At 44.4% G+C, this 26,376-nt stretch carries 21 protein-coding genes; 15 read left to right on the top strand and 6 right to left on the bottom strand.

What is annotated here, in order from left to right; all coding sequences use genetic code 11:
- Positions 1–12: 12 nt before the first annotated feature.
- From ACOJRU_RS16570 to ACOJRU_RS16545, 6 genes are all read left to right on the top strand, one after another.
- Positions 13–1,038, top strand: coding sequence for a Gfo/Idh/MocA family oxidoreductase (locus ACOJRU_RS16570; protein ID WP_421132823.1), 1,026 nt, complete (start codon positions 13–15; stop codon positions 1,036–1,038).
- A gap of 81 nt (positions 1,039–1,119) precedes the next feature.
- The gene (locus ACOJRU_RS16565; protein WP_421132822.1) at positions 1,120–1,920 is read left to right on the top strand and encodes a DeoR/GlpR family DNA-binding transcription regulator; all 801 of its coding nucleotides are present in this window, start codon (positions 1,120–1,122) and stop codon (positions 1,918–1,920) included.
- A 3-nt stretch (positions 1,921–1,923) separates the two neighbouring features.
- Positions 1,924–3,756 carry a glutamine--fructose-6-phosphate transaminase (isomerizing) gene (glmS, locus tag ACOJRU_RS16560; RefSeq protein ID WP_421132821.1) on the top strand — a complete coding sequence of 611 codons (1,833 nt, stop codon included), beginning with the start codon at positions 1,924–1,926 and terminating at the stop codon, positions 3,754–3,756.
- A gap of 174 nt (positions 3,757–3,930) precedes the next feature.
- Positions 3,931–4,941, top strand: a complete 1,011-nt coding sequence (locus ACOJRU_RS16555) for an ABC transporter substrate-binding protein (RefSeq protein ID WP_421132820.1) — start codon at positions 3,931–3,933, stop codon at positions 4,939–4,941.
- A gap of 15 nt (positions 4,942–4,956) precedes the next feature.
- Entirely contained in the window at positions 4,957–6,879 is a 1,923-nt protein-coding gene (locus ACOJRU_RS16550; RefSeq protein ID WP_421132819.1) for an ATP-binding protein, read from the top strand.
- Between the two features lie 302 nt (positions 6,880–7,181).
- On the top strand, positions 7,182–8,483 hold the full coding sequence (locus ACOJRU_RS16545) for an OmpP1/FadL family transporter (RefSeq protein WP_421132818.1): 1,302 nt from the start codon (positions 7,182–7,184) through the stop codon (positions 8,481–8,483).
- Between the two features lie 52 nt (positions 8,484–8,535).
- Here the strand turns inward: ACOJRU_RS16545 and ACOJRU_RS16540 are convergent, their stop codons facing one another.
- The gene (locus tag ACOJRU_RS16540) at positions 8,536–9,420 is read right to left on the bottom strand and encodes a LysR family transcriptional regulator (protein WP_421132817.1); all 885 of its coding nucleotides are present in this window, start codon (positions 9,418–9,420) and stop codon (positions 8,536–8,538) included.
- A gap of 458 nt (positions 9,421–9,878) precedes the next feature.
- Here ACOJRU_RS16540 and ACOJRU_RS16535 point away from each other — a divergent pair, with 458 nt between their 5' ends.
- From ACOJRU_RS16535 to ACOJRU_RS16525, 3 genes are all read left to right on the top strand, one after another.
- Positions 9,879–10,874: a purine phosphorylase gene (locus ACOJRU_RS16535; RefSeq protein ID WP_421132816.1), complete on the top strand. Its 996-nt coding sequence runs from the start codon at positions 9,879–9,881 to the stop codon at positions 10,872–10,874.
- A gap of 155 nt (positions 10,875–11,029) precedes the next feature.
- Positions 11,030–13,096, top strand: coding sequence for a TonB-dependent receptor (locus ACOJRU_RS16530; protein WP_421132815.1), 2,067 nt, complete (start codon positions 11,030–11,032; stop codon positions 13,094–13,096).
- Positions 13,097–13,271: 175 nt separating this feature from the next.
- A complete protein-coding gene (locus ACOJRU_RS16525; protein WP_421132814.1) occupies positions 13,272–14,564 on the top strand; it encodes an NAD(P)/FAD-dependent oxidoreductase in 1,293 nt (430 codons plus the stop codon).
- A 48-nt stretch (positions 14,565–14,612) separates the two neighbouring features.
- Here ACOJRU_RS16525 and ACOJRU_RS16520 read toward each other — a convergent pair whose 3' ends face one another.
- Together ACOJRU_RS16520 and ACOJRU_RS16515 are read right to left on the bottom strand one after the other, a co-directional pair.
- A complete protein-coding gene (locus tag ACOJRU_RS16520) occupies positions 14,613–15,179 on the bottom strand; it encodes a YceI family protein (protein WP_421132813.1) in 567 nt (188 codons plus the stop codon).
- Positions 15,180–15,194: 15 nt separating this feature from the next.
- Entirely contained in the window at positions 15,195–15,731 is a 537-nt protein-coding gene (locus ACOJRU_RS16515; protein ID WP_421132812.1) for a cytochrome b, read from the bottom strand.
- Between the two features lie 291 nt (positions 15,732–16,022).
- On the opposite strand from ACOJRU_RS16515, the gene ACOJRU_RS16510 reads away from it, so the two are divergent.
- On the top strand, positions 16,023–16,448 hold the full coding sequence (locus ACOJRU_RS16510; protein WP_421132811.1) for a hypothetical protein: 426 nt from the start codon (positions 16,023–16,025) through the stop codon (positions 16,446–16,448).
- On the opposite strand, the gene ACOJRU_RS16505 is transcribed toward ACOJRU_RS16510, so the two are convergent.
- Complete coding sequence (locus ACOJRU_RS16505) at positions 16,445–17,455, bottom strand: alpha/beta fold hydrolase (protein ID WP_421132810.1); 1,011 nt, start codon at positions 17,453–17,455, stop codon at positions 16,445–16,447. The genes ACOJRU_RS16510 and ACOJRU_RS16505 overlap by 4 nt on opposite strands.
- 83 nt (positions 17,456–17,538) lie before the next feature.
- Here ACOJRU_RS16505 and arfB point away from each other — a divergent pair, with 83 nt between their 5' ends.
- Positions 17,539–17,955 (top strand): alternative ribosome rescue aminoacyl-tRNA hydrolase ArfB, encoded by a 417-nt coding sequence (gene arfB / locus ACOJRU_RS16500; RefSeq protein WP_421132809.1) that lies wholly within the window; start codon positions 17,539–17,541, stop codon positions 17,953–17,955.
- Positions 17,956–18,079: 124 nt separating this feature from the next.
- Positions 18,080–18,754: a hypothetical protein gene (locus tag ACOJRU_RS16495; RefSeq protein ID WP_421132808.1), complete on the top strand. Its 675-nt coding sequence runs from the start codon at positions 18,080–18,082 to the stop codon at positions 18,752–18,754.
- 69 nt (positions 18,755–18,823) lie between these two features.
- On the opposite strand, the gene ACOJRU_RS16490 is transcribed toward ACOJRU_RS16495, so the two are convergent.
- Together ACOJRU_RS16490 and ACOJRU_RS16485 are read right to left on the bottom strand one after the other, a co-directional pair.
- Positions 18,824–19,015, bottom strand: coding sequence for a CsbD family protein (locus ACOJRU_RS16490; RefSeq protein WP_421132807.1), 192 nt, complete (start codon positions 19,013–19,015; stop codon positions 18,824–18,826).
- Positions 19,016–19,407: 392 nt separating this feature from the next.
- The gene (locus ACOJRU_RS16485) at positions 19,408–20,676 is read right to left on the bottom strand and encodes an MFS transporter (RefSeq protein WP_421132806.1); all 1,269 of its coding nucleotides are present in this window, start codon (positions 20,674–20,676) and stop codon (positions 19,408–19,410) included.
- Positions 20,677–21,522: 846 nt separating this feature from the next.
- On the opposite strand from ACOJRU_RS16485, the gene ACOJRU_RS16480 reads away from it, so the two are divergent.
- From ACOJRU_RS16480 to ACOJRU_RS16470, 3 genes are read left to right on the top strand one after another with little or no spacing between them, the layout of a single operon-like run.
- Positions 21,523–24,093, top strand: coding sequence for an efflux RND transporter permease subunit (locus ACOJRU_RS16480; protein ID WP_421132805.1), 2,571 nt, complete (start codon positions 21,523–21,525; stop codon positions 24,091–24,093).
- A 1-nt stretch (position 24,094) separates the two neighbouring features.
- Positions 24,095–24,949: an outer membrane lipoprotein-sorting protein gene (locus tag ACOJRU_RS16475; RefSeq protein ID WP_421132804.1), complete on the top strand. Its 855-nt coding sequence runs from the start codon at positions 24,095–24,097 to the stop codon at positions 24,947–24,949.
- Positions 24,950–24,959: 10 nt separating this feature from the next.
- Positions 24,960–26,342 carry a hypothetical protein gene (locus tag ACOJRU_RS16470; RefSeq protein WP_421132803.1) on the top strand — a complete coding sequence of 461 codons (1,383 nt, stop codon included), beginning with the start codon at positions 24,960–24,962 and terminating at the stop codon, positions 26,340–26,342.
- Positions 26,343–26,376 lie beyond the last annotated feature (34 nt).

The raw sequence follows: 26,376 nt of genomic DNA, 5'->3' as shown, positions 1-26,376 counted from the left end.
AGAGAGGCGGTCATGCTTTCCACACTTATCGTTGGTTTTGGTTTTTCGGCAACCACCTTTCACCTTCCTTTTTTAGCATCGCTTTCTACATTCTCTGTTGACGGTGTTGTTACGTCAAAGCTTGACAAGGCGCACCATTCTTTACCCAATGCGATGGTGTATTCCTCATTAGACGAGGCCTTACAGCGTCATCATTTCGACGTTGTCGTCATTACTACGCCAAACCACCTTCACTATTTGCAAACCAAGCACGCACTAGAGGCAGGCTGCCATGTGCTAGTGGAAAAGCCTTTTACCCTGTGTAGCGAAGAGGCAGCCGCATTAGTATCATTAGCGAATAAGAAAAACCGTAAGCTTTGTGTATTCCATAATCGTCGATTTGATGGTGATTTTTTAACAGTTAAAAAAATGCTGAATGAGAATGCGTTTGGTGACCTAAAGCGCTTTGAAAGCCGTTTTGATAGATTTCGCCCTCAGCCTAGAGATAGATGGAGAGAAAACGCTGGGCCAGGAAGCGGAATATTTTGGGATTTAGGGCCTCACCTTATTGATCAAGCATTACAGTTATTTGGCACGCCATTGAGAGTTTCGGCAGATATTATGCGGTTACGTGATAATGCTGAGTCGGATGACAACTTTGATATCACGCTTTACTACGCCGACCATGTTACCCGATTAGGCAGTGCGTCTTTTCAGGCTGGTCCAACATTACGATTCGATCTTCAGGGAACAACAGGTAGCTTTCGAAAGTTTCATTTGGACCCTCAAGAAGAGCATCTCAGGAGTGGTCTGAGTGTAAGCGACAGCAATTTTGCTACAACGCCTGAAGATGAAAATGGCACATGGTTCACTGAAGATGAATATCGAACCATAGTCACGGAAAAGGGCGCATACATAACGTTTTATGCTAGGTTTGCTGATGCGATTATTAATGATACCGCTCCGCCAGCAGGCGGGCAGTCTGTTATTTCAGTCATTAAGACAATGGAATACGCGATACAGGCAAGTAAAGCACAGCGCAGTGTCGACTATAAATAGAGCAAAAACCTTGCGTTTTGAAATATTACTCTCTATTATCCGCAAACTTATTTTCGTTAGTTTCATTTTGAAAGGTTTTGAGTGGTGAGGCAGTCTGTAGTTCAACGTCGAAATAGTATTGTTGCATGGGTTAATACTCATGGCCTCACTCAAGTAAGTGCGCTTGCGCGTATGTTCAATACCTCAGAAGTCACAATCAGAAAAGACTTACTTGACCTATCCCAGCAAGGCATGTTGATTCGACAATTTGGCGCAGCAGCGCCGATTAAAAATGTTATTACAAGCCCCTCTGATGAGTCGTCTACCCCAACATCTTCTAGCCTGCCTCGTAAACGTTCACTTGATGCATTAGGCAACGCTGCCGCAGAGCTTGTGGCCGAAGGTGTCAAAATCGTTATTGACGGTGGCACGACAACGTTACAACTTATCCCCTTTTTGGAGGGTATTCGAGATGTGGTGGTAATGACCAACTCGCTGCCTGTTGCTAACGCCCTTACCGCGTCTGAGAGTGAGCCTACTGTGCTTATGACGGGTGGCACATGGGATGCAAACTCTCAGTCTTTTCAGGGCGCGATGGCCGAGCAGTTAGTTTCGGCTTACAGTTACGACTTAGCCTTTATTGGAGCAGCAGGTATTGACGTAGCGCGGGGTACCACAACATTCAATGAGTTGACCGGTGTTACCCGTGCAATGGCGCGAGCAGCGAAACATGTTGTAGTAATGGCAAGTTCTAAGAAGTTGTCTCATAAAATGCCAAATTTAGAGTTAGATTGGAAAACTATAACAACATTGATCACCGATACGGGGATCAGTGGTGTTGATAAAGATAATATTGAAAAGCAGGGCGTCTCGGTGATTACCGTATTGCGCGATGGAGAATAAAATATGTGTGGAATAGTTGGCGCAGTTGCCGAACGTAACGTTGTAGAAATACTGTTAGAAGGCCTAAAGCGCTTAGAATACCGCGGTTATGACTCGGCGGGTGTTGCATTGTTGCAACAAGACGGGACCCTGTCACGCATACGCCGAACAGGTAAAGTACAAGCATTGGCTGATGCGGTTGCAGAAAATGAAGCGTTAGGTACAACCGGTATTGCTCATACACGCTGGGCAACGCATGGCGGCGTGACAGAAGCAAATGCCCACCCGCATTTTTCTACTGAGCGTATTGCGGTTGTGCATAACGGTATTATTGAAAACTATCAATCGCTTCGCGCATCACTTACCGAGCAAGGGTATACCTTCACCAGCGATACCGATACTGAAACGATTGCGCATACAGTGCACGAATTTTTGAAAACCGGGGTTTCACTGTTAGAAGCGGTTCAAACTGCAGTGAAAACCTTTCACGGTGCTTACGGCACGGTAATTATGGACAAGCACGACCCCAGTAAAGTGGTCGTTGCACGCTCTGGAAGCCCATTAGTAATCGGATTAGGAGTAGGTGAAAACTTTATTGCTTCTGACCAAATGGCGCTGCTGCCTGTTACCCGTCGCTTTATCTTCTTAGAAGAAGGTGATGTGGCTGAAATTACTCGCAGGAATGTGTCTATTTTTGATAAAGATGGCAACCCTGTCGAGCGTGAAGTCATCGAATCGAATATCGAGCATGATGCCGGTGATAAGGGTGGATACCGTCACTACATGCTTAAAGAAATCCATGAACAACCCACTGTAGTGCGCAACGCGCTTCAAAATCGTATTGACGAAAATGGATTGGTCGCAGGTATTTTCGGTCAGGGTGCGGACGAGATTTTCAAAAAAGTGAAGCATGTGCAAATCATTGCATGTGGTACAAGCTACCATGCCGGTATGACCGCGCGTTATTGGTTAGAACAATATGCAAACATTTCTTGTAACGTCGAGATAGCGTCTGAATTTCGTTATCGCAAGTCGGTAGTACATGAAAATAGCCTTATTATTACTATTTCTCAGTCAGGTGAAACTGCAGATACACTTGCCGCACTTCGTTTGGCGAAAGAGGCGGGCTATATGGCAAGCCTAACCATATGTAATGTACCAGGTTCATCGTTGGTTCGAGAGTCAGACCTTGCGTTCATGACAAGAGCCGGTGCAGAAATAGGTGTAGCGTCGACCAAAGCCTTTACGACTCAGTTAACCGCATTCCTTATGCTTACGCTTGCGCTTGGTAAGCAAAATGGCATGGACGAGGGCGAAGCAAGCGAGATTACTTCAGCCTTGCTAAGCTTACCCGCGAAGCTTGAAGAAACTTTAGCGATCACTAACGGAATTGAAGACTTAGCCGAAGAGTTTGCAGATAAACATCACAGCTTGTTCTTAGGTCGTGGCGACCAGTACCCTATTGCGATGGAGGGTGCGCTTAAGTTAAAAGAGATTTCTTATATACACGCAGAAGCTTATGCATCTGGTGAGCTAAAGCACGGGCCTCTGGCGCTTATTGATGAAGAAATGCCAGTGATTGTAGTAGCGCCAAACAACGAACTGCTTGAGAAGCTTAAAAGTAATGTAGAAGAAGTGCGAGCGCGGGGCGGTATTATGTATGTGTTCGCTGACAAAGACGCGGCATTCCTTGGCGATGAGACCATGCGTGTTATCGATGTACCACACTGCGACTCACCGATCGCACCTATCATTTACACTATACCGCTTCAATTGTTGTCTTACTATGTAGCCCTTATCAAAGGCACAGACGTTGACCAACCTCGTAACTTAGCGAAATCGGTTACCGTTGAGTAAGTAAAGTTAAAAAATACACAACTGTGAAAAAGGAGCTAACGCTCCTTTTTTTATTTGTCTTTCTTTTGATTTAAACTTTAGTCTAATAATTTTTGTGTAAAGGCTAGGCAAATGTCACATAAGTCACTATTATTAATGCACTCTCCTCCCACTGTGAGCGTTGCTCTTTCCTGAATGAAATTTGTATTTTCGATATGCTTACTAATTATCACATTCACATCGTACACCACCAAGGCAGACACTTACCGTGTTGTCATTATTGAGACGCTTGATTTACCGCTGGTAACGAGTTCAACGAATGCGTTTATTAATGAGGTTAGGTTGTTAGCACAAGATGATGTAGTTCAGATAGAAAGATACAATGCGCAAGGCAGTGAAAGAAAAGCAAAAGATATTATTGAAGGCTTGTCGCGGGAAGTGCCTGTTGACCTAATAGTCTCGGTGGCGACACTGGCAACACGCGCCGTGTTTAACTCGCCCTCAGTTGAGCATATCCCTAAGCTATTCATGACTGTGGCAGACCCAATAAAAGAAGGCGTAGTCGATGCGTTTGGAACAACGAGTTCGGCGAATATCACGGGCGAATCACACGTGTTATCTGCACGCGTGAAACTCGATTTATTTGCTGGTCTGTTGGGCAGTAAAAAATTATCTAAGCCTCTCAATATAGGGCTGTTGCATTCTGAATATCCCTCCTCTGCAAATTTAGTGAAAAGTCTTGTAGCACTGAACAGCGATTACCCTAATGTTAACCTCATCCCGATTAGTACCCCTTACAGAGAAGGGATAGATGGTGTTTCTCAAATGGGCACTGAAATAACAAATACGTTGCTGGGTTCACAGGTGCAACTTGATGGCTATTGGTTGTCTACTGGCCCTTTGATTCAAGCCGACAAATTAGTGTCCACACTTTATGCGAAGACCGGTTTGTTGCCGCTTTTCTCTGAAAGCATTACGTCGGTTAAACAAGGCGCGCTATTAGGCGTGGTGTCTGATTCAAGCAGTATTGGCAAGTCAGCCGCCGCATCAGCAAAGCGTATTTTGAGCGGTGAGCACGCATCATCAATACCAGTAAGCAGAACGCAAATATATACGGTGGCCGTTAATGTTTCTAGCGCGATAAAACTGAATATGCCTATTCCTTCGTCATACCTGAAGTTGGCTAAAAACCATGTGTATCAATAAGAAGGCAAGAGCGTTATGCGAATAAAATCTAAACTTCTTTTAATTTACATGCTTATTCTTTGTATAGGCATGGCAACAACCGGGTATTGGGCTTACCTTACGGCTTATGATTCTGTGAAAGAAAAGGAATATCAGTTACTTCAGCAAACATTAACACTTACGGTCATGGACCTGGTTGAAGAGCGTCATGAGCTACTCGTTAATTCGGGGCTTGAAAATGTTCCTGTATTTTTAAACGCTTATCAGACTGAAGTGTTTGATGAATTGGTCGCGTTGCACCGAGTCACGGGTAAAGAGTTTACCATTGTGAGCAAGGTAAATAGTGAAATACTGTTTTCTACGCTTGAGATGAATAGCGGTGTATATCAGCCTCTAGACACCGCTGAGGCAACTATTACTGAAATAGGCGCCAGGCGTGTGGCGTTCGGTGAAACAGAGAGCATAGCAGGCGATATATTTTTTGCCTGTGCCGAGTTTAATCCGTGGAACTGGAAAGTAACCGTTAGTCAGACCGCTGAAACGCTACAATCTTCATTGTCCAATATTGCATTATTGACGTGTGTTATTACGTTGTTTGCGTTGGTTGTCGTCATTATCTTAATGGGCAATGCTACTCAGTATATGGTACTGACCCCCATCACTAAGATTAAAGCCGCAACATCTCGTATTGCCCAGCACCATCAAAAAGTGTCGGTAGACGTAACCAGCAATGATGAGTTAGGCGACTTGGCGAAAGATGTCGAGTCTATGTCGAAAGATATTGAAGCTTATGTACATCAAGCGCAGGAAGCGAGTAAGGCGAAAACCGACTTTTTGGCCGTAATGAGCCATGAAATTCGCACCCCATTAAACGGTATTCAAGGCTTGTCGTCTTTACTTCTCGATACCGAGCTGTCTGAAAAGCAAGCGCGATATGCTCGCGATCTTAAGACATCATCCACCATATTAGCGCAAGTTATTAACGACGTGCTCGACTTATCAAAAATAGAGTCGGGTATGACCGAGGTGGACGTCACCGAGTTTGATGTTGATACCATGTTGAATGATTTGGTGACGCTATTGGGAATTAACGCGAGTGCTAATAATACTCGACTGACGTACAAAAGTCGCAACTTGGCCTCGGTATTAGTTGCCAGTGATATCACCAAAATTAGGCAAGTTGTTATTAACTTAGTGAGCAATGCGATTAAGTTTACGCACGAGGGTACGGTAAATGTTTCGGCTCGCTTAAAGGGTGAGGTCTGTGATGAAACGAAAGCGCATACGTTAGTGATTGCAGTGAAAGACTCGGGGATTGGCATAGAGCCTGAGAGACTGCCGCAAATTTTTGAACGCTTCACACAATCCGATTCATCTATTTCACGCCGCTATGGAGGCACTGGGCTTGGGCTTGCCATCGCCCGTGAACTTGCTCAGATTCTAGGCGGTGACATTGATGTCGTAAGTCGTGTGGGCGAAGGGTCATGCTTCACGGTATCGTTTACTGTTAACGCGCGCAAAGCGTTAATGGAACCCGCCATTCTTGATGCTGATTCAAGCGAGAGCAGTGCCGCCCTTCTTGCGGGTAAAACCGCACTACTTGCCGAAGACAACGCAATCAATGCGGTCGTTGCTCAGGCGCTTCTTGAGCAATTAGGTTGTAATGTTATTCACGTTGATGATGGCCTAAAAGCGGCTATGCGCGTTGAAGAGGGAGGTATCGATTTTGTGTTGATGGATATCCATATGCCAGTAATGGATGGCGTTGAAGCAACATACCGTATTCGTAAGCTTACGAATGACAATGCTTCAGTCCCTATTATTGGCTTAACCGCTGAGGCATTCAAAGAACGCCATGACACGTTCATGCAAGCAGGGATGAATGATATCGTCACCAAGCCTGTTACCTTAATCTCGTTGCGCGAAGGCATTCTTTCAGCACTTGAACTAAATATATAACTTCGCTTCAGTGTTCCAAGCGCCTTTAATATTATGTGCGCGATACTTAATATTGCCGCTTTACACGTAAGCGCTTGGCAGTATCACTTCAACCGTTATTCTTACGTAGGTTTAGTTGCATTTACAAGTTGGCAACGTGTGCGTAACTAAGGGTTATCATTGTCGGTGATAAAATCGTCGAAAATGCTATTAAAATTTAAAAAATTCGATGATTTTGCTTTAAACGTGTTTACTTTTGTTGAACAGATTTGTTCTCGTCCGTAGAATGCCTGCTGCATTTTTTTCTATATAACGAGTACTCTATGTCGCAACATTTTTCTGTACGTGCTTCAGTGTGTATGGCACTGATTTCTTTCTCCTCGACGTCCGCATTGGCGGCAGGTTTTCAAGTTAACGAGCACAGCGCTAATGGTTTGGGGCGCGCGATGGCAGGCCAAGCAGCAATGCCTGAAAACGCGTCGGTATTAGCAACTAATCCTGCAGCTATCGGTATGTTCACTACGTCTCATTTTAGTGCATCAGTAAGTTTTATCGACCCCAACGTTGATGTTAATGGGCAAACAACATCTTCAATTTCAACTGATGCGGGCCCAGTAATTATTGCTTCCGCTGATGCGTCAGACGACGATATTGCCGATACTGCTATCGTGCCGTCTTTCTTTTACGTAAGACCGTTAAACGACGCATGGTCTGTCGGCGTTGGTGGATTTACCGCGTATGGTTTACGTTCTGATTATAGTGATGATTTTGAAGCGCTACATTTTGCCGATACAGCAGAAGTGAAGTCGTTTACCTTAAATCCGGCTGTTTCATACAAAGTCAGTGACACACTACGTGTAGGTTTCGGTCTAAACTTAACCTATGCAGAGGCGGAAATAAGCTCTGCACTGCCTAACTCACTAACACCGGTTTTAGGCGTTCCTGTAGCAAATGCGTCGGTATTTAAGCTTGAAGGCGATGATATCGGTTATGGTTGGAATGCTGGTATATTTTGGCAGCCGACAGCAACGACCAATATTGGCTTCTCACATCGCGCAGAAACCAAATTAGAATTAGATGGCGAAGTCAGTTCAGCGTTGTCTGCTGATCTTAATCAAGCCGGTAGTCTAGACCTTAATTTAGCGGCTATTACTGAAATAGCGATAGATCAAGTGCTTGATGCACAGTGGTCTATTCAAGCAAGTTTTGTGTTTACTGACTGGAGTGCATTTCAGAAGCTAGAAGCCAATTTAGCTAATGGCGAAGACTTTTTGATTAAAGAGGAAAACTTTGACGACTCTTGGAGAGGCTCGTTGGGTGTTACTTATAAGCTAAATGATGAATATACCTTGCGCGCAGGCTATGCATACGACGATGGTGTAGTGACGATTGAGAATCGCTCGTTGAGCATCCCAGATACCGATCGTCATTGGGTTACGGCAGGACTAACCTATGCTATTGATACGGACAGCTCGGTTGATGTTGCTTATGCCTACATCAATGGTCGCGAAGCCAGCATTAATAAAACACGCGGTTTAGGAGCAACAGGTATTTCGTCCACCATGGTTGGAAGCCAATCGGCCACTGCGCATATTTTAAGTGTACAGTTCAATACACAGTTCTAATTGAATCAAGAGTACAGCTTCATCGTAGAAAGCGCCTTTCTGGGCGCTTTTTTTAAATTTGAGCAAACAGGTCTTGAAGACACTTAACGGCGGCGCTAATTTTCGCTGGAATTAAGTCATGTTTTGGCGTTACTGCGAACACAGTATAATCGGGTAGATGCCAATCACTAAAAAGCTGTTTCATTGTTCCGCTACGCAGTAAATGACGCACTTCAGGTTCCGGCAATACAGCATAACCCACGCTATCATGGATAAGTTGAATCATCGTCTGCATCGAATTCACATCAATGCGAGGGGTATCTAGCACCATGCTTTCATGTACTTTGTGCGTTAATGAATAGTCCTCTACGTGTCTATGGCTAATATATGAATGCCCTCTTAATTGCTCTGGGTGGTCGGGCGTATTATTCGCTAGAGGGTGATCAGCAGACACGCAAAGAATACGTCGCCATGTCGCAAGTTTTAAACTGCTAAAGTTTGTGTCTGATACTGGGTAGAAGCTTAATACTAGGTCGGCGCTAGAGGCGATAATGTCAGTAGGTTCGTCGGTTACGGTAAGCGATATTGTGATTTGAGGGAATTCATCACACAGTTTTTTTAAGGGTTCGCTAAGCAAACCACCCCCAAACCCTTCTGGCGCTACAATTTTTATTTTGCCTGCGGGTGCATCGTGAAGGTTTTCAATCTGCAGTTGAGCCTTTGTGGCCGTTTGCAGCATACTCTTGCTGGTTTCGTAATAGATGCGTCCTGCCTCGGTTAAGCTTAACTTTCTGGTATTTCTGTTAAAAAGGCTAAGACCCAGCTCGTTTTCTAATTTACGTAATTGTTGGCTTATTGCCGATACGGTCATATGCAGCTCGCGTGCTGCTACACTCATACTTCCGCTGTCTGCGACAACCGTAAACACTTGCAAAGAACGAAGAATTTTCATATTCATGGTGTTTCATATCCTTAAAATTCACCATTGAGACCACGAAGCATGCGAAGTACGCATCGGCTTTTGTTCTTTCGCCAATGAATTAAAACGAACCTAAAAGGTGCGATTCATTGATAGCGCGAGAGTGCCGAGTTGTTTAGCGCTGCTTACCGGTAAATATAAACAATTTTTAATGAAGCGCCAAAACACTTAATCACATTTCTATGCAGCTAAGCGTATTTATTTCAACAAAGAGCGCATCTTTGCTTTTAATGGTCCCCTGTTGCACAGTTAACGCGCAGTCTGTTAGCGCTGAGTGTGTCTTTTGTAGGCAAAATGTAAACGATTGAAATAACACTTTAATTAATCTGCTTAGATGGTAAGTTATCAATAAATATTCAATTGAAATGCATTTTTATATATCGTTTATTGAAAAAGTGTACTGGGTATTAATGCCAATAATGAGAAGGGTAAAGCTTATGAAAAAGTACGCCGTATTATTTGTGATAGCACTACCATGGTTATTCGGCTTAGCGGGGTGCAGCTCTGCACCACACTATGGCCCCGCGAAATTTGAAGTGGAGGGGTTTACGGCGGTGGTGGTCGCTTACGCACCCGAGATGGAGGGAATCCTCAATAAAATCGACACTGATCCTAACGCGAGCATTAACTCAACCCTCTCAATAAAAGGCGTAACATACCGGTTAGGGCGTTATCATGATGAGCCTATTTTGGTATTTGCAACTGGAATGAGTATTGCCAATGCATCGATGACAATGCAAATGGCGTTAGATTACTTTCCTGTAAAGCAAGTGGTTTATATGGGAATAGCAGGTGCGGTAAACCCTAAATGGAAACCGGGTGATGTCATTGTGCCAGCGCGTTGGTATTACCATGATGAAAGCGTGTATACCAACGAAGCGCCTGGAAAACCAGGAGAGTATGTCCTTCCTGAGTATTACGCTAGGTTCTTAGAAGAACAGCCAGAACGAAAAGCAAACGATCCGCATTATCCTAACTACAAACCGTTTCATTTTATTCATCCAGATGAAGTGTTAATCGTAAAAGAAGGGTTGGATAAACCTCAGGATACAGCGTATTTTTCTGCGTCTACACGGTTGCTTGCTGCTGCCCAAGAAGCCATTAATAGTATGCCCACGCAGCGCATTTTGAATGAGCGAAATGCTCTATTGCATGTTGGGGGTAACGGGGTGACAGGGTCTGTCTTTATGGATAACCGAGAATACCGTCAATGGACCAGAGAGGTATTCGACGCTGAAGTTACAGAGATGGAATCTGCTGCAATAGGGCAAGTATGTACAGTAAATAATGTTGATTGGGTTGTCATTCGTGCCATTAGTGATTTGGCCGGAGGCCAAGAAGGGGTGAATACTGAAAACCTGTACGACAAAGAAGTGTCTCGAGTGGGCGCAAATGTTCTCTTTTCGGTACTTGATGAATTAGCATCTGAGTAGCGCACTGTTTGGCCCAGGTTGCTCAACACATATGTGCGCCTTAGTGTTGTTAACGACCGTATAAGACAGAAATGGTTGATAGTGCGCTAGATGCGCTAGCATTCAACAGGAATATATATCAGCATACGGGCTTTCACTATTCGCAAGGGACCAACATGTTACGTACGCTCAGTGTATCTATAATCAGCCTAGTGGCAGCTTTTCCAACTATTGCATTAGCGCAAGATACCGACGCAATCGAGCGTGTGATAACAACAGGAACGCGACTGGCGGGCAGTGAACAGCATGCTGGATATGTTGTGTCGAGCGTGGATGCGTCGACAATCGGATTACTTTCACCTCAGCATATTGAAGAGGCGCTAAATTATATTGCAGGCGCGGGCGTTCAGCGCGGCAATGGTCAGGAATATTTACCTGCTTTGCGGTCTCCGGTTTTGTCGGGCGCTGGCGCATGCGGCGGTATTCTCGCTGCCGAGGATGGTATTCCATTGCGTGCAGCGGGTTTTTGCAATATTAACGAACTGTTTGAAGCGCATAGTGAAATGGCGCAGCGTATTGATGTGCTAAAAGGGCCCGCATCCCCGCTTTATGGGTCTAATGCTATACATGGCGTTATCAATGTCATCACCCCAGATACAACCCGCGATGGAGGTTTCGTTGGAATAGATTATGGGTCGTTTGGTTACCATAGGCTTAAATTTCGACAGGGTAATGATTTTGGCGATACTGGCTTTGGTATTAATGCCAGTGTAACTCGCGATACAGGCTATCGAATTGATGAGGGTGTGGATCAAGAGAAACTCAATCTACGTCATCGTATTACGCTGGATAATATCGACATTACCTCGGGGTTAACCTACACCCAATTAGACCAAGATACAGCAGGGTATATCACCGGTTTTGAAAGTTACAAAGACGACGTTATTGCGCAAAGTAACCCTAATCCTGAAGCTTTTCGTAAGGCCCGAAGTTTCCGGTTGTGGAGCAAGTTTGATATGACGATTGAGGGAGGGCATCAACTTTCGCTGACGCCCTACCTTCGCAATCAAGATATGGATTTTAGGATGCACTTTTTGCCCGGAAAACCATTAGAAGAAAACGCGCAAAAAGGGTTGGGGTTATTGTCGCAGTATCGCCATGTCATTAGTGATGGGTTTAATATAGATGCTGGCGTTGACGCAGAATATACACAAGGGAGTTTGCTGCAAGCACAAGCGTCTGCAACGCAAGGCTCGGCATTCTTAGTTGAGACTGTGCCCGAGGGTAAACATTATGATTACGATGTTGATGCGACCCTCATCGCGCCCTATTTTTCACTCAACTGGCAGACTTCACAATGGGATATTTCGTTAGGGGGCCGTTACGAAAGTATGCAGTATAGCTACACCAATAATATGCTCACAGGACGCACCCGTGAAGATGGCAGCGAATGTGGTTTTGGTGGATGTCGATATGCGCGTCCACAAAGCGGTGATAGTAATTTCAACATGTTCAGCCCTAAGCTATCGCTAAGCTATTCGTTAAATGAAAGCATGCGTCTTTACGGCGGGCTTTCTCGAGGATACCGAGCACCCCAAGCAACAGAGCTTTACCGGTTGCAGCGTGGCCAGCAAATTGCCGATTTAGAAGAGGTCACCGCCACCAATGCGGAGATTGGTGTTCAAAGTACATTCGCTGGTGGAAGTTATACTGTCTCGCTTTATAGCCTTAGAAAAGACAATGTCATCTACCGTGATAGTGACTTTTTTAACGTAAGCAACGGTGAAACTTGGCACAGAGGTATCGAAGTTACCGCAAACTATCCACTGACCCCTTCTGTTGATATTGCGTTTGCCGGTACCTATGCACGCCATACTTATGAGCACGACCAACGTTCGGGCGAAATCAATATCAAAGGTAACGATATGGATACTGCACCAGAGCTACTGTTTAACACTCGTGTGAACTATCAGATTACGCCTGCTATGTTTGCTCAGCTTGAATGGCAACATGTTTCCTCTTATTACACTGACCCCGAGAATCTAAACGAATATGAAGGGCATGATTTACTGCATGCACGCTTACGTTATTCAATAAACGAACAACTCTCATTAGTTGCAAGAATAAACAATATATTAGACCGCGATTATGCTGACCGTGCTGACTTTACCAGTTTCACAGGAGACCGCTATTTCCCGGGGCGCCCTCGTAATATGATGCTATCTGCTAATTATCGTTTTTAATTTAAGTGCCTACGCTCCTGGTGGCTCAGCCGGCAGGGGCGCAGAGTGGTTGCTCTGGTTCTGAGTACCGCGTAATCTAATTTAGCTACGCTTCATCCTTCGCATGGGTAAAGTCGCACCACGTATCGTCGTTTTGTAGCGACGATACGTGGAATGATTTAAATAAGGTTAACCCATGCAAAACATTGTCATTGTCGGAGGCGGTGCCGGAGGCCTCGAGCTTGCCAGCCGCTTAAGTCGTACGTTAGGAAAAAAGAACCACGCCGATATTACGCTTGTCGATAGAAGTCGAACACACATTTGGAAACCGCTTCTTCATGAAGTCGCAGCAGGCGTCATTGATAAACACTCTGATGGCGTGGACTATGCAATACATGCCGCAGTGCACCATTATCGGTTCCAGCTTGGGGAAATGTGTTCAATAGACACACAAGCCCAACATATCACGTTACTTCCTTTGTTAGACGATGATGGCGAGCAGCTTCTTCCTGAGCGTCATGTTCATTACGACCAGTTGATATTAGCCGTAGGCAGCGTCAGTAACGATTTCAAAACGCCAGGAGTGGCAGAAAATTGCTACTTTTTAGATTCGCTCAAGCAAGCTGAACGTTTTCATAGCGCGTTACTGAATCAGCTTATCCGCATTAATCAGCAAGACGATGATAACAGTAGAATCAATGTTGCCATTGTAGGTGCTGGTGCCACGGGTACGGAATTAGCGGCACAGCTTCATCACGTTGCAAATTTATCGAAGGCCTACGGAATGCCTGGTATGTCGGCGTCTCGCCTTAAAATTACTATTGTGGAAGCGGGGGAGCGTATTTTACCGGCATTGCCGGAACGCATTGCTAATTCTGCTCGTAAAGCATTACACAAACTGGGTGTGGACATAAAAGAAAATACTATGGTGGCTGAGGCAGACAAGTATGGCCTAATTACCAAAGATGGCGGACGTATAGACGCTGATTTAATGGTATGGGCAGCAGGCGTCAAGGCACCAGACTTTATTGTTAACATGAATATATTTGAGGTAAACCGCGCTAATCAAATTCTTGTAGATAAACATCTCAGAAGTACCACTTTTGATACCATATGGGCATTGGGTGATTGTTGCGGCTTCAAGCAAGAAAATGGGAAATGGGTTCCGCCTCGGGCTCAATCTGCCCATCAGATGGCTGATACGGTCGCCTTTAATATTTCGTCGCTATTTAATGGGAAGTCGGCTAAGGCTTACACTTATCAAGATTACGGTTCTTTGGTGCATCTTAGTAAATACAGCACGGTGGGCAGTTTAATGGGCTCACTGTCAAATAGCAGTATGTTTATCGAAGGCCGGTTAGCAAAGTTAGTTTATGTTTCCCTCTACAATATGCATCAGTTTGCTGTGCATGGAAAAGTGAAAGGCACACTTAAGCTCTTAGTTAAAAAGCTTAGCCAAGCGCTAAGCCCTAAGCTAAAACTTCATTAGGAAAGAACCTCCACCATTGGGTGGAGGTTTTTTATAAGCAGACAGTATTTACTGTTTTACCCCTTCAACGTGTAGCGATAGCTCCACTTGTTGTGAGGCTGGGCCCAAATCATAATCTATGCCGAAGTCTTTCAATGCAATGGTGGTTGTGCCCATAAAACCTGCGCGATATCCACCCCATGGATCGCTACCTTCGCCAATTTTTTTCGCTTCTATCGTAATCGGCTTTGTTACACCGTGAAGGGTGAAATTACCCATAATATCCATCATGCCATTACCCTTGTTAACCACCTTCGTGCTTACAAAGGTCGCCTCTGGGTAGTCGTCGACACTTAAGAAGTCGTCACCCTTAAGGTGCTTATCTCGTTCAGCATGGTTTGAGTCAATACTGTCGGTATCAATGGTTACCGTTATGTTCGATGCTTCAGGGTTGCTCTCGTCGTAACTAAATTTGCCACCAAAGTCATTAAAACGGCCTGTTAGCCACGAGTAGCCTAAATGTTGAATTTTGAAATTGATAGACGCATGCGCGCCTTTTGTGTCAATAACATAATCTGCTGCGTTCGCTGTACCTATTGATAATGCGGCAGTGATGGCAAGTACTAATTTTTTCATCGATATCTCCATTGATTATTTGTTGGAACGAAGCCTAAGCATTTGTCTTAAGGTATCGTCTTTGTTGATAAAGTGGTGTTTAAATGCTGCTATTGCATGAAGTGAGGCCAAGCCGATTAAGGTGCATGCCACATAAAAGTGTATGTCACCGGCAATATCCTCCTGGTTCTCAACTATCGCGCCAAAGCCTGGTACCGAAAACCAGTTAAAAACAGAGATTGCTCTGCCGTCAGCGGTCGAAATTAAATACCCCGAAAGAAATAAAACCATGAGTAAACCGTAAATAAGGCCCTGAACGACTTTGCTCGTCATGTTTTCTATGCGGTTTCCAAAACTAGCCGGTCTATCGCCACGCAACCGTATTAACAACCGGTATGCCGTCACAACAAATAGAATGAGCCCAATACTTTTGTGCCAGTGCGGAGCAGTTTTATACCAGTCGCTGTAATACGTGAGGTCGACCATCCATAATCCAGACGCGAACATACCTATCACCACCAAAGCGCTGATCCAGTGGATCGCAATAAGCTTGCGTGACCATTTTCCTTTCATGCTGATTTCCGAACGTTATGTAGTATGAATAGAGTAGCTAAAGAAAATACGATCAACTATTGCTAAATTTCGTGGTTTTTATTCTGTTTTTTAGAACGGTTAAGCCCCCAGGCGTGAATTATCGATAACAAAAGCAGCACAGCGTATACAGGCAGTAAGCACCAAAAATAGGAGGGAATTGTTTTAGCGGATATTAAGTGCAACGCGTCTGTCGAAGTGGAACGGTTTTCGCAATGAATAAAAAAGGAAAAAACGAAAAAAATAAACGGCTAACGATTAATGAGAGAAAATATGCAGCACACTGCTTATTCAAACAATGTGGTAACTCGGGCGTTTACATGGGCCTACCAGGAAATAGGCTTTTCTGAAGACCAAGCCGCTGAATTACTTGGTGCGACGTTATCGTCACTGAATAGGGCAAGTATAGTAGGGTTTGATAAATCGTCGTATGAATATCGTACACAGTTGGCCTTTATTCGTATGTATTATTTACTCATTAGTATTACCGACGGCGACGCGGAAATGATGAAACATTGGTTTCATCGCTATCATTCAACGTTAAATACCTCTCCCAAATTACTTTGTTTGGACAGTGATGGTATCGGGAAAGTGACTGATTATTTGCGAGCGGTTCGTCAAAATGACGTTACGTTTAGGCCCAAGCCGATAAACATTAGCGCGGATTCGACAAGAAAACCCGCAGCGACGATCCACTAAGCATTAGCATTCACTAGTTGATTTGTTTCGTTTATAAAGGCCATGCAGGCGTTAGGTTGGGTAATAGGGATCATATGACCCGCCCCCGGCATTGTTTTTGATAGTACCAATGGAATGCTTGTCGTAACCGGCGGCATTTGCGATGTAGGGTCTAGTATCGCGTCCTCTTCACCATACAAAATGCCTACTGGGCATGAGATATCGCCATATTTTCCCACTTGCTTATACAAGCTTTTCTGCGCGGCTACTGTGTCACTTGACGAGTGAAAAAAACATTCGGAATGCAAAGCCAATGCGCCGCCGCCTTTTGTTGCAAAATCAGTTGGTACTGGCTCTGGCGCAAAGATTTGAGCCATCTGCTTTTTGCCCACTTTCATACGATAGGGCGTTGCCACCGATTTGGCTACAAATTTACGAAGGCTTTCGTTAGGGATATAAAGCATTGAAAGCGGTCCCGCGCCTCCTGTAAGTGGCGCCGTAAGCGGGCACAATAGTGTTATTCCGGCAATCCGCTCTGGCGCATCAAGGGCCAACCGAAGTGAAATACCTCCTCCCATGGAGTGGCCAACGAAAAACGCTTTTTCAAGGCGAATACTATCCATCCACTCTACAATCATCTCGCTTTGTTTTTCAAAGCTCGCCGAGGTATTACGTTCTCTTTTAGAAAAGCCGCTTCCGGGACGGTCGATGCTATAAACTGTGTATTGCTGCGCTAACCGCTTCGTTAGTTCACTAAAATTAAGCGTGTTACCAGCAAGCCCATGGACGAGAACCAAAGCTGGGCCGTCGCCTTGTTTCGCCCAATGTATGACACCGCCTTTTACCTGGGTAAAGTGACCGTGAGGAGTGAAACCAGCCTCAATTTTTTTATCAACGCGTTTTGTCACAATGTAAGAAACAAGGATGGTAAATACAACAAGCGCGAGTACAAAGAAAAAGATATGCATAGATAACAAACTATTAGTAAAGGATGAAACTAAGCTAAGTGTATTCTCACTGCCAGTCAATATACTTATTCATTCCGCTTATTAGACATCACTAGGTGAGAATGTCACACTTAACGACATTAATTTGGTTTGTTTAGAGAAAAATGCAAGTAGTAATCACCCCCACGTTATCTATCGATGATAGCGAAATCGAGATGAATGCGATGCGAGCGCAGGGTGCTGGCGGGCAAAACGTGAACAAGGTGAGCAGTGCCATTCATTTGCGTTTTGACATCAACCGGTCTTCGTTGCCGGACACACTGAAGGCTTCATTGCTGGCGCTAAATGATAAGCGAATTACCAGCGAAGGCGTTTTTGTGATGAAAGCGCAAAATTTTCGCACACAAGAGCAAAATCGGGACGATGCTATTCAGCGACTCGTTGAATGGATTGCGGCGGGTGCTAAAAAGCCCAAACCTCGACGTCCAACCAGAATGAGTCGCGCAGTAAAAGCTCGTCGTGGAGAAGCAAAAAAGCTACAAAGCCAGCAAAAGAGTTTACGTAGAAAAGTGGAATTTTAACCGCTTTTACACTAAAGTATAATCCTCAAAAAGGTCATTTCGCGAAACTAACGGAAAATTCTAAAAACAAAGAATACGTTTCGTGTTCATGCTAATAACAGGATTTAAAGGAAGCATTTTCTAAATGACGCGTTCAGATATAATTCCAATGGTGCTTTTCGCTGCCATTGTTATCTCTTTAGGTATTAATACACCCCAAGCGGCGGACGAGATAATCGCGCGCCTATTCGGCAGTGATATTTCTAATAGCGAACTTCAACCAGAACAAGACGACGTTGATCGATTTCAAACAATACTTAGCGATATGTCTGAAAAGGATGTACGCCAGATGTTAGTTCAACGCGCTTTAGGTGAAAAAATTACTGAATCGGTATTGGCTGATTTTGCCGCGAAAAACAGCATAGAGCCCAGTGCAACCGAGGTTGAGTCTGCCTATTCCGCCATCAGGGTGTGGACAGCAGAGCTTTCTAGCAATTCAGAATATTCCCGTGAAGAAATTGATGCTTATCGACGAGCAATGGCAAATGCAATGGCGAAAAGTTGGAAAACGTCTAAGGCGCTGTATGAAACATATGGTGGTGATGTGGTTGTGCGTCAAGACAATCCATTAACACCTGTGGGAGCCTACAAAACGCTACTTGAACAATATTACGACCAGGGTGATTTTGCCATTTTCGACCCTAAACTGAAAGCTGCCTTTTGGGAGTCGGTACGTTTACAATATGCCAACACTATCCCTTATGAGCATATCAATTTTACCGCGCCATGGTGGGAGCAAAACATGGGGTTGGGCGAATAGTATTTATAATCAAAAGCACAATGCCCCGAATAAAGGCATTGTGCTTTTAGGTGTAGCCAATCAGTAATTCTAGTTCAGATACTCATCAACTTCTTTTTCTGCTTCTTCACGGCTTTTGCCATAGGCTTGTTGTATCTTGCCGACAAGTTCTTCACGGCGTCCGTCAATAACGTCCATATCATCGTCAGATAGTTTGCCCCACTTCTGTTGAACTTTCCCTTTCATTTCTTTCCAGTTACCTTCGATACGATCACTGTTCATTATGCTCTCCTTAATAATGGTTATTAAAAATTTTGTTGCTTCATATATAATGAAGCAATCCTTATTCCAATATTAAGTTGTTGTTTATAATGAATTTTTATTTTTATGTGTACATGCTTACGTAATTGTTGTGTATGAATTACATAATAATGAAAGCTTTTCGCATTGCTATAAAACAGGTAAGGAGGGGGGAAGCTACAGTGAAATAGAAGGGAGAGGCTTATGGGCAAAAGAAAAGGGGCATTACGCCCCTTAAAAAAACACAATATCACTTGGAAAACACATTTACACACCATGAATACGCACACTCAACGACTTCATGTATAAGTAAGATAGCAATTTACAAAAAAGGTTCCGCGTTTTTTAAAATAATTGTGTAATTATTTTCATACCTATTCTTTTGCTTTTTTATTTGTGTTGATAAGCGTAACGGTAACCAATATCGCAAACGCAGCCATAAGGATGCTGGCTGCGAGAAAAGGCGAATTAATATCAGTTTGATAAAGCATTGCGGCGACGGGTGGGCCAACGACATACCCCATAGCCGGTGTTGCAGTAATAAGCCCAGTAACCGAGGCCTGCTTTTCTTCAGAGCAGTAGCTGGTCGCTGTCGCGGTAAGCGATGGGTAGGCCATCCCCATCCCCGTACCCATGCAGAACATGGCAATGTATAAGGTCGCTATTTGCTGGTGGGTGTACATCAGCATGTAAGCCACGGCTAAAAGCGGAAGGGCGATTTTAATCATTTTTTCTGGCGAGAATCGAGCGCGCTGCACAAGTAAAAGCTGTACGCCAAGTGATGCCGCAGCGCTCACCATCATTGCTGTTCCAACTTGCTGCGCCGCTTCTACGGTAGTTTTGCCGTAAAAATCGATAAAGAAAAACCCGAGGGTCTGTTGCATCATTGCCATGGCGCAAAAAACGCCAGCACAAGAGGCAACAAGAAGAAGCGGAACGATGCTGTGATGAACAGGCTTGTTACTTAATGTTATTTTGTTTTCTGCTGCCGCTGCTGGTGCTATAGCGGGAAGCTTTAGCCATACGACAACTAATGCGGCTATTGTAAGTATCACAATGCTGTATAACGGTGTAAGGAGTCCAAAACCAACAAGTAACCCCGCGTACGCGGGGCCGACAATTTGGCCCACGTTACTGGCCGATGTTACTTTACTGATTGCGCTCACCCGTTCTTGTTGTGTACTTATCGCAATGGCATAGCCTACTGCGGAGGGGGGCGTCGCAGACATGATAGTCGATTGCATGCTGCGGCTAACCAACAAAGCAAGGAATAGCGACGTGCCCGTTATTAGTCCGGAGAAGCCCATTTGCCATGCGCTTGCAAAGAAAAATGTCCCCATGCTGTAGCCGAATAAGCCCACCATAAGAATGCGCTTAAAGCCTGCTCGCTTGGCAACTTTACTCCATACGCTGGTGCCAAGCGCAAAGATAAAGGCAGAGCTAGACATGATGATAGCAATATGAAATTCAGATAATCCCGCTTCTCTTCCCATCGATGGCAAGGTAGTAAGCATGACACTTTGACCAATAGCTGTGGCCAAGAGTGCGCAAAATAAAATACGGAACGTAGCCGAAGCGGCGTGGTTTGGCATAGCGGCATCGATGAAGTTAAAGACGGATTGAGTGTACCACAATACAGACAAAAAAATGCCCGCCAAAGGCGGGCCAAATCAGAGGTTTTAAGGCCGGGAAAGGGCCTTGAAGGGAGAGGTGAGTTACTACCATCAGGAATAGTAGTAATCTCCTCAAAGGTAGGTGTTGCAGAAATGAATCTGCATCACCGAATAGGGGTACAATCCTTCGTACATAAAACAACGTCACTGTTTTTCTGGTGATGGGAGGCATCCAAGCATATTGCTTTGTTTCTCACAGGAATTTAGGGTTTACCTTAACCACCATTCCAATCAACCAAGTATCAACGAATTTTTGAAAACATGTACTAACTTTCCCTACATTACTTATACAATCCTTGATAAATAATGCGTTAACTACCGTGTTAACCTAGCGGCTCTCCAGCCATCCCTTAAACAACGTTCCTTGTTGGTGTTAGCTACAACGTTCATTCAATAACAACGCGATTGTTTTAGAAATTACCCTCTTCCTTGAATCCATTGCTGATGCTCTTCCATTTCGTTCCATGTCGTCAGCGGGCAATGTGTAAAACAAGTATTCATGGTTACTCTGTAACACTAAGCCATCCTAGCTACATGAATACACATTGTTGTTTCGTTGCTTAGTAATATGCTAATCCTGTGCCAATGTGTGTCATTGTGAAATTTGTTTTTAATTATATGATTTAATTGGCTATTTTTATTTTTTGATTTTTTTGAGAAAGTGACGCACTTACCACTGGGTAAATTTTTCTTAATGTAGTGTCGAATTTATACACGTTGATTTGTAATTCAGCATAGAAAGTTGCATTTTACAAAATTTGCATTAATATTAGAAAAATATTATATAAATAAATTCTTATTTAAGGTGTTGGTATCATGCATGCTATTACACAAGCGCTACTGTTTATGAGCACGCACAAGCGGCGATGGGTATATCTCTCACTTTTTCTAATAAGCTGCTTTGCCGCGTTTCAAATCCGACTTATTCAAATAGATACCGACCCGGAAAACATGCTGCCGCAAACTCACAGCGCAAGGGTGTTTCATAACAACGTGAAAACAACGTTTGCAATGCATGACGCCATTGTAGTGGGGGCCATAGCGAAAAATGCACAAGCGGATAACAACGGCATTTATACACCTAAGATACTGAAAAAAATTAATGCGGTTACTGACCATGCCTTAACAATAGAAGGGGTGGTGTCTCAAGATGTTATGGCATTTTCAACCGTCGACAATATTACGCAATCAGACAACGGCACACTGCAATTCTCGTGGTTGATGGATGCTGCGCCTGCCACACAAGAGGGGGCGAACAGAATTAGAGATGCCGTCGAACGTTTACCGCTTCTTTACGATACGCTCGCGTCGTCCTCTGGGAATGCTGCCGCAATTTATATCCCCATAAAGGATAAGAATGAAAGTTATCGCATTGCAGAGGCGATACGAACGTACCTTCAATCTGACAATTCAATAAATCAAAACGATGTTGATTGGCATATCACAGGGTTACCTGTTGCAGAGGATCAGTTTGGTGTAGAAATGTTTGTTCAGATGGGGATTGCTGCGCCTGCTGCGGGCGTGATGATTTTTATCCTACTTTTTGTGTTTTTTAGAAATATAGCGCTAATCTACGCGCCAATGATTGTGGCCATGGCAACGGTAATTATTACGATGGGCGCTCTCATCGGTATGGGGTTCACCGTTCATATTATGTCATCCATGATTGCTATCTTTCTTATGCCTATAGCGGTAGTCGACTCGGTACACATCCTGTCAGAGTTTTCTGACCGATATAAGCCTGGAGAAAATGCAGGAAATGTTATTTCCGAGGTAGTTACGCACCTTTTAAAGCCTATGTTATTTACGTCGCTGACATCATCGGCAGGGTTCTTTTCATTAATGTTAACGCCTATACCGCCGGTACAAATATTCGGTGCCTACATTGGCTTTGGTATTTTATTGGCGTTCGTTATTACGCTTACGTTTATCCCTGCTTATATATCTGGCATGTCTGAACAGTCCCTTATTAAGCTTCAAACGGCACTGCATAAAAACGATGGGAAAAACACGTCGGTACTAAGTCGTGCGGTCGGTTATCTACGTTATGTCGCACTTAATTTTCGCGGCGCATTGCTTATCGGTGTAGCGCTGCTAAGTGTTATCTCTATATGGGGCATTACAAAAATAACTATCAACGACAACCCGGTAAGGTGGTTTAAAGCGGATCATGAAATTCGCGTGGCAGATAAAGCGCTAAATGCGGAATTTGCGGGTACGTACAATGCTTATCTTGTTTTTACCGATAATCAGAAAACTGCGTCAGCGTCACAACTATTAGCTGAGACTACCTTACCGAATGAGTTAGATACATGGAAACAGCAGATCCTTGAGAGCATTATGCTGGAACTGCCCGGTAATCGCCTCGGACAGCTTTCAACGTCTATCGATGACGCTTTATTTAGCGATTTTTCTGATGAGGCGATGGTTGCGCTAGATGGGTTAAGCCAACGTGTGAGTAAGGTAAAAACGCAGTCGCAGGTGTTTCAAACCCCTGAAGCTTTGGCCCTGCTTTCCGATTTACAGCACTATCTTTCTACGCAGCCATTGGTGGGTAAAAGCCAATCGCTTAGCGATGTCGTTAAAGTTGTTAACCGTGAGTTACGGTCTGGCGAGGATAAGGATTATCTTATTCCTACGTCGCAAGCGGGCGTTGCGCAAACCCTTATGCAGTATCAATCTTCTCATCGTCCTCAAGATTTATGGCACTTTGTTACGCCCGACTATCGGCAAACGCTTGTATGGCTACAACTTACCAGTGGTGATAACCAAGATATGACCGCATTGCTTAAAATAGTGGATGACTACTTTACTGCAAACCCTTTACCGGAAGGCCTGTCGTATCAATGGGCAGGCAAGGCGTACATCAACGTCGTGTGGCAGGAAAATATGGTTGCGGGCATGTTGGACAGCTTGTTAAGCGCTTTTGTGATTGTTTTTGTCATGATGGTTCTGCTTTTTCGTTCCTTCATATATGGCGTATTAGCGATGTTGCCGTTGACCATTACTATCACATTTATTTATGGCGCAATTGGGATAGTAGGAAAAGATTATGATATGCCTATTGCTGTGCTATCAGCACTAACTTTAGGCTTGTCAGTCGACTTTGCTATTCACTTTTTAGCAAGGGCTCGTGAGATATATCGAGACACAGGCAATGTGGACGAAACGCTTCGCGCTATGTTTGACGAACCTGCTAGTGCTATATCTCGCAATGCTTTAGTTATTGCATTAGGTTTCACGCCCCTGCTTTTTGCGCCGCTTGTACCCTACATTACGGTAGGGGTTTTCTTAGCAAGTATTATGATTATATCGGCATTAGTGACACTGTTGGTGTTACCTGCCGCAATGGTACTTTTCAAACGTTGGGTTTTTAAGGAGTCTTAACATGCGATTAACGTTAAAAAATGGTGTCTTGAAAAGAGTTTCGGTTAGCTTCTTGATTTCACTGCTAAGCACCGCTGCCTTGGCACAAGCGCATACAGACGCGCCCGTGAATGATGAAAATAGCGTTAATTCGATCGTGCTAAACGCTGAGAAAGCAGCGTATTACGCGGGAAATGATGGCAAGTCGCTAGCAAGAATGATGATTGTAGATAGCCAAGGGCGTAAACAAATGCGGCAGTTTACCATTTTGAGAAAGGACGTTGTCGACGACGAAGGCATCGATACCGGCGATCAGAGAATGCTGGTGTTTTTTAGTCGCCCAACGGAAGTGCAAAATACAGTGTTCCGCGTTGAAAAGCATACCGACCTTAATACCGATGACGACAGGTGGCTGTACCTACCTGCGCTAGATTTGGTGAAACGTATCGCAGCGGGTGACAAGCGCACTTCATTTGTAGGTTCACACTTTTTCTATGAAGATGTATCGGGACGGGCAATCGCTGAAGACAGCTTTACGCTGATTGAGACGACAGATACGCATTACAGATTAAATGCAGTTCCAAAGAAGCCTGAGTCGGTTGAGTTTACGCGTTATGTTGTAGACATTGATAAAGCTACCTTTTTGCCTACGCAGATTGATTTCTATAAGCATGATGATAACTACCGACGGGTTGAAGCTGTCAAGGTAGATACTGTTCAAGGTTATCCAACGGTAGTAAGAAGCAAAGTGTCTGACCTCGAAACGGGGGGGTATACGCTTATGGAATTTAGAAATATTAGTTATGACGTTGGCCTTCCAGATAGCATCTTTAGTGAACGAAGTCTTCGCGTGCCTCCACAAGATTATATGGATTGATGATACCCCCATGTTTATAAATCGTTTCAGCTTTGCGCTTTTGCTTGCTCTGTGTCTAGTTGTTCAATCACCACGTGTTTTGAGCCAGCAGGAAAGTGTTAATGATAGTAATGGCGCCGCATCAAGTGATGAAAGTGTGCAACAAGCACAGGACGATTGGGGTGATGAATGGGGAGATAGCTGGGAAGACAGTACCGTAGAGCGCAACCCACTGACCTTGTCGGGCTTTGCTGAAATCGCGGTTGGAAATCGCTTTTATAATGACCCTGCAATAAACACTTCGAAAACATTACGTGATGCCAGGATTCAAGTGCGTGCCGACTACGCGCTTTCCGCTTCAACAGTGCGCTTTCGTGGAGACCTTTACTATGACGGCGTCAAGCGTGGTTGGAAGTCTCAGTTACGTGAACTTGCCTGGCAGGGAAGTTTGTCTGACTTGGGAAAGTGGGGGGAACGATTCGACCTTAAAGTGGGGCAGCAGGTGCTGACATGGGGGACAGGTGATTACCTGTTCTTAAACGATTTATTTCCAAAAGACTTTCAGTCATTTTTTGCAGGGCGCGACGATGAATACCTAAAAGCGCCAAGTGCGTCGATTAAGCTGTCAGGGTATTTTGATGCGTTTAATGCTGACGTCGTTGTTACGCCATCATTCGAACCAGATATTGGTATTACAGGAGAGGTGTTTTCCTTTTTTAGCCCGCAGCGTAACGACAATATTGCACCGGCTTTTGTGGTTGCCGATGACAACACGCCAAATAATGAAGAGATCGCAGTGAGACTTTATGGCAGTGTCGGTCAAGCCGAGGTCGCACTTTATGGGTATAAAGGGTATACCAAACAGCCGCTATCCCTAGATGACACAGGGCGTCCCCGTTACAGCAGAATGAATGCTTATGGCGCAAGTGTGTTAATGCCGCTTGGCGCTGGAATAGCGAATGCCGAATATGCGTATTACGACAGTGTTGAAGACGGCAATGGCGCTAACCCACTGATCATGAATACGCAAAGCCGATATTTGCTGGGCTACAGTCAAGAGCTGTACACCAATGTGACAGGCGGTATGCAGTGGTACACCGAAGTCATCCACGACTATGATGCGCTCATTAGTCATTCGCCTTTTCCTGCGTTTGAACAAGAACGTTACCGGCATTGGGTAACCACGCGAATAACTTACATGGCGCTACGTCAAACGCTGACGGTAAACGCATTTCTATTTTATTCGCCCACTGATAGCGATGGGTATCTGAAAGCGAACGTTACTTATAGCCCTGGTGACACCTGGCAGTTACGTTCAGGCATCAATATCTTTAAAGGCGATAACCCCAATACGTTTTGGGGGCAATTTGAAGATGCGAGTAATGCCTACGTCGCACTTCGTTATTTTTATTAATGCACGTTTATTAATACACTATGTTAAGTGAGGA

Origin of the sequence: Alteromonas algae, assembly GCF_049117195.1 — a bacterium.
Taxonomy (GTDB): Bacteria; Pseudomonadota; Gammaproteobacteria; order Enterobacterales; family Alteromonadaceae; genus Alteromonas.
Note: the sequence above shows the minus strand (reverse complement) of the source record. Positions and strands in the feature narration are given on the sequence as shown.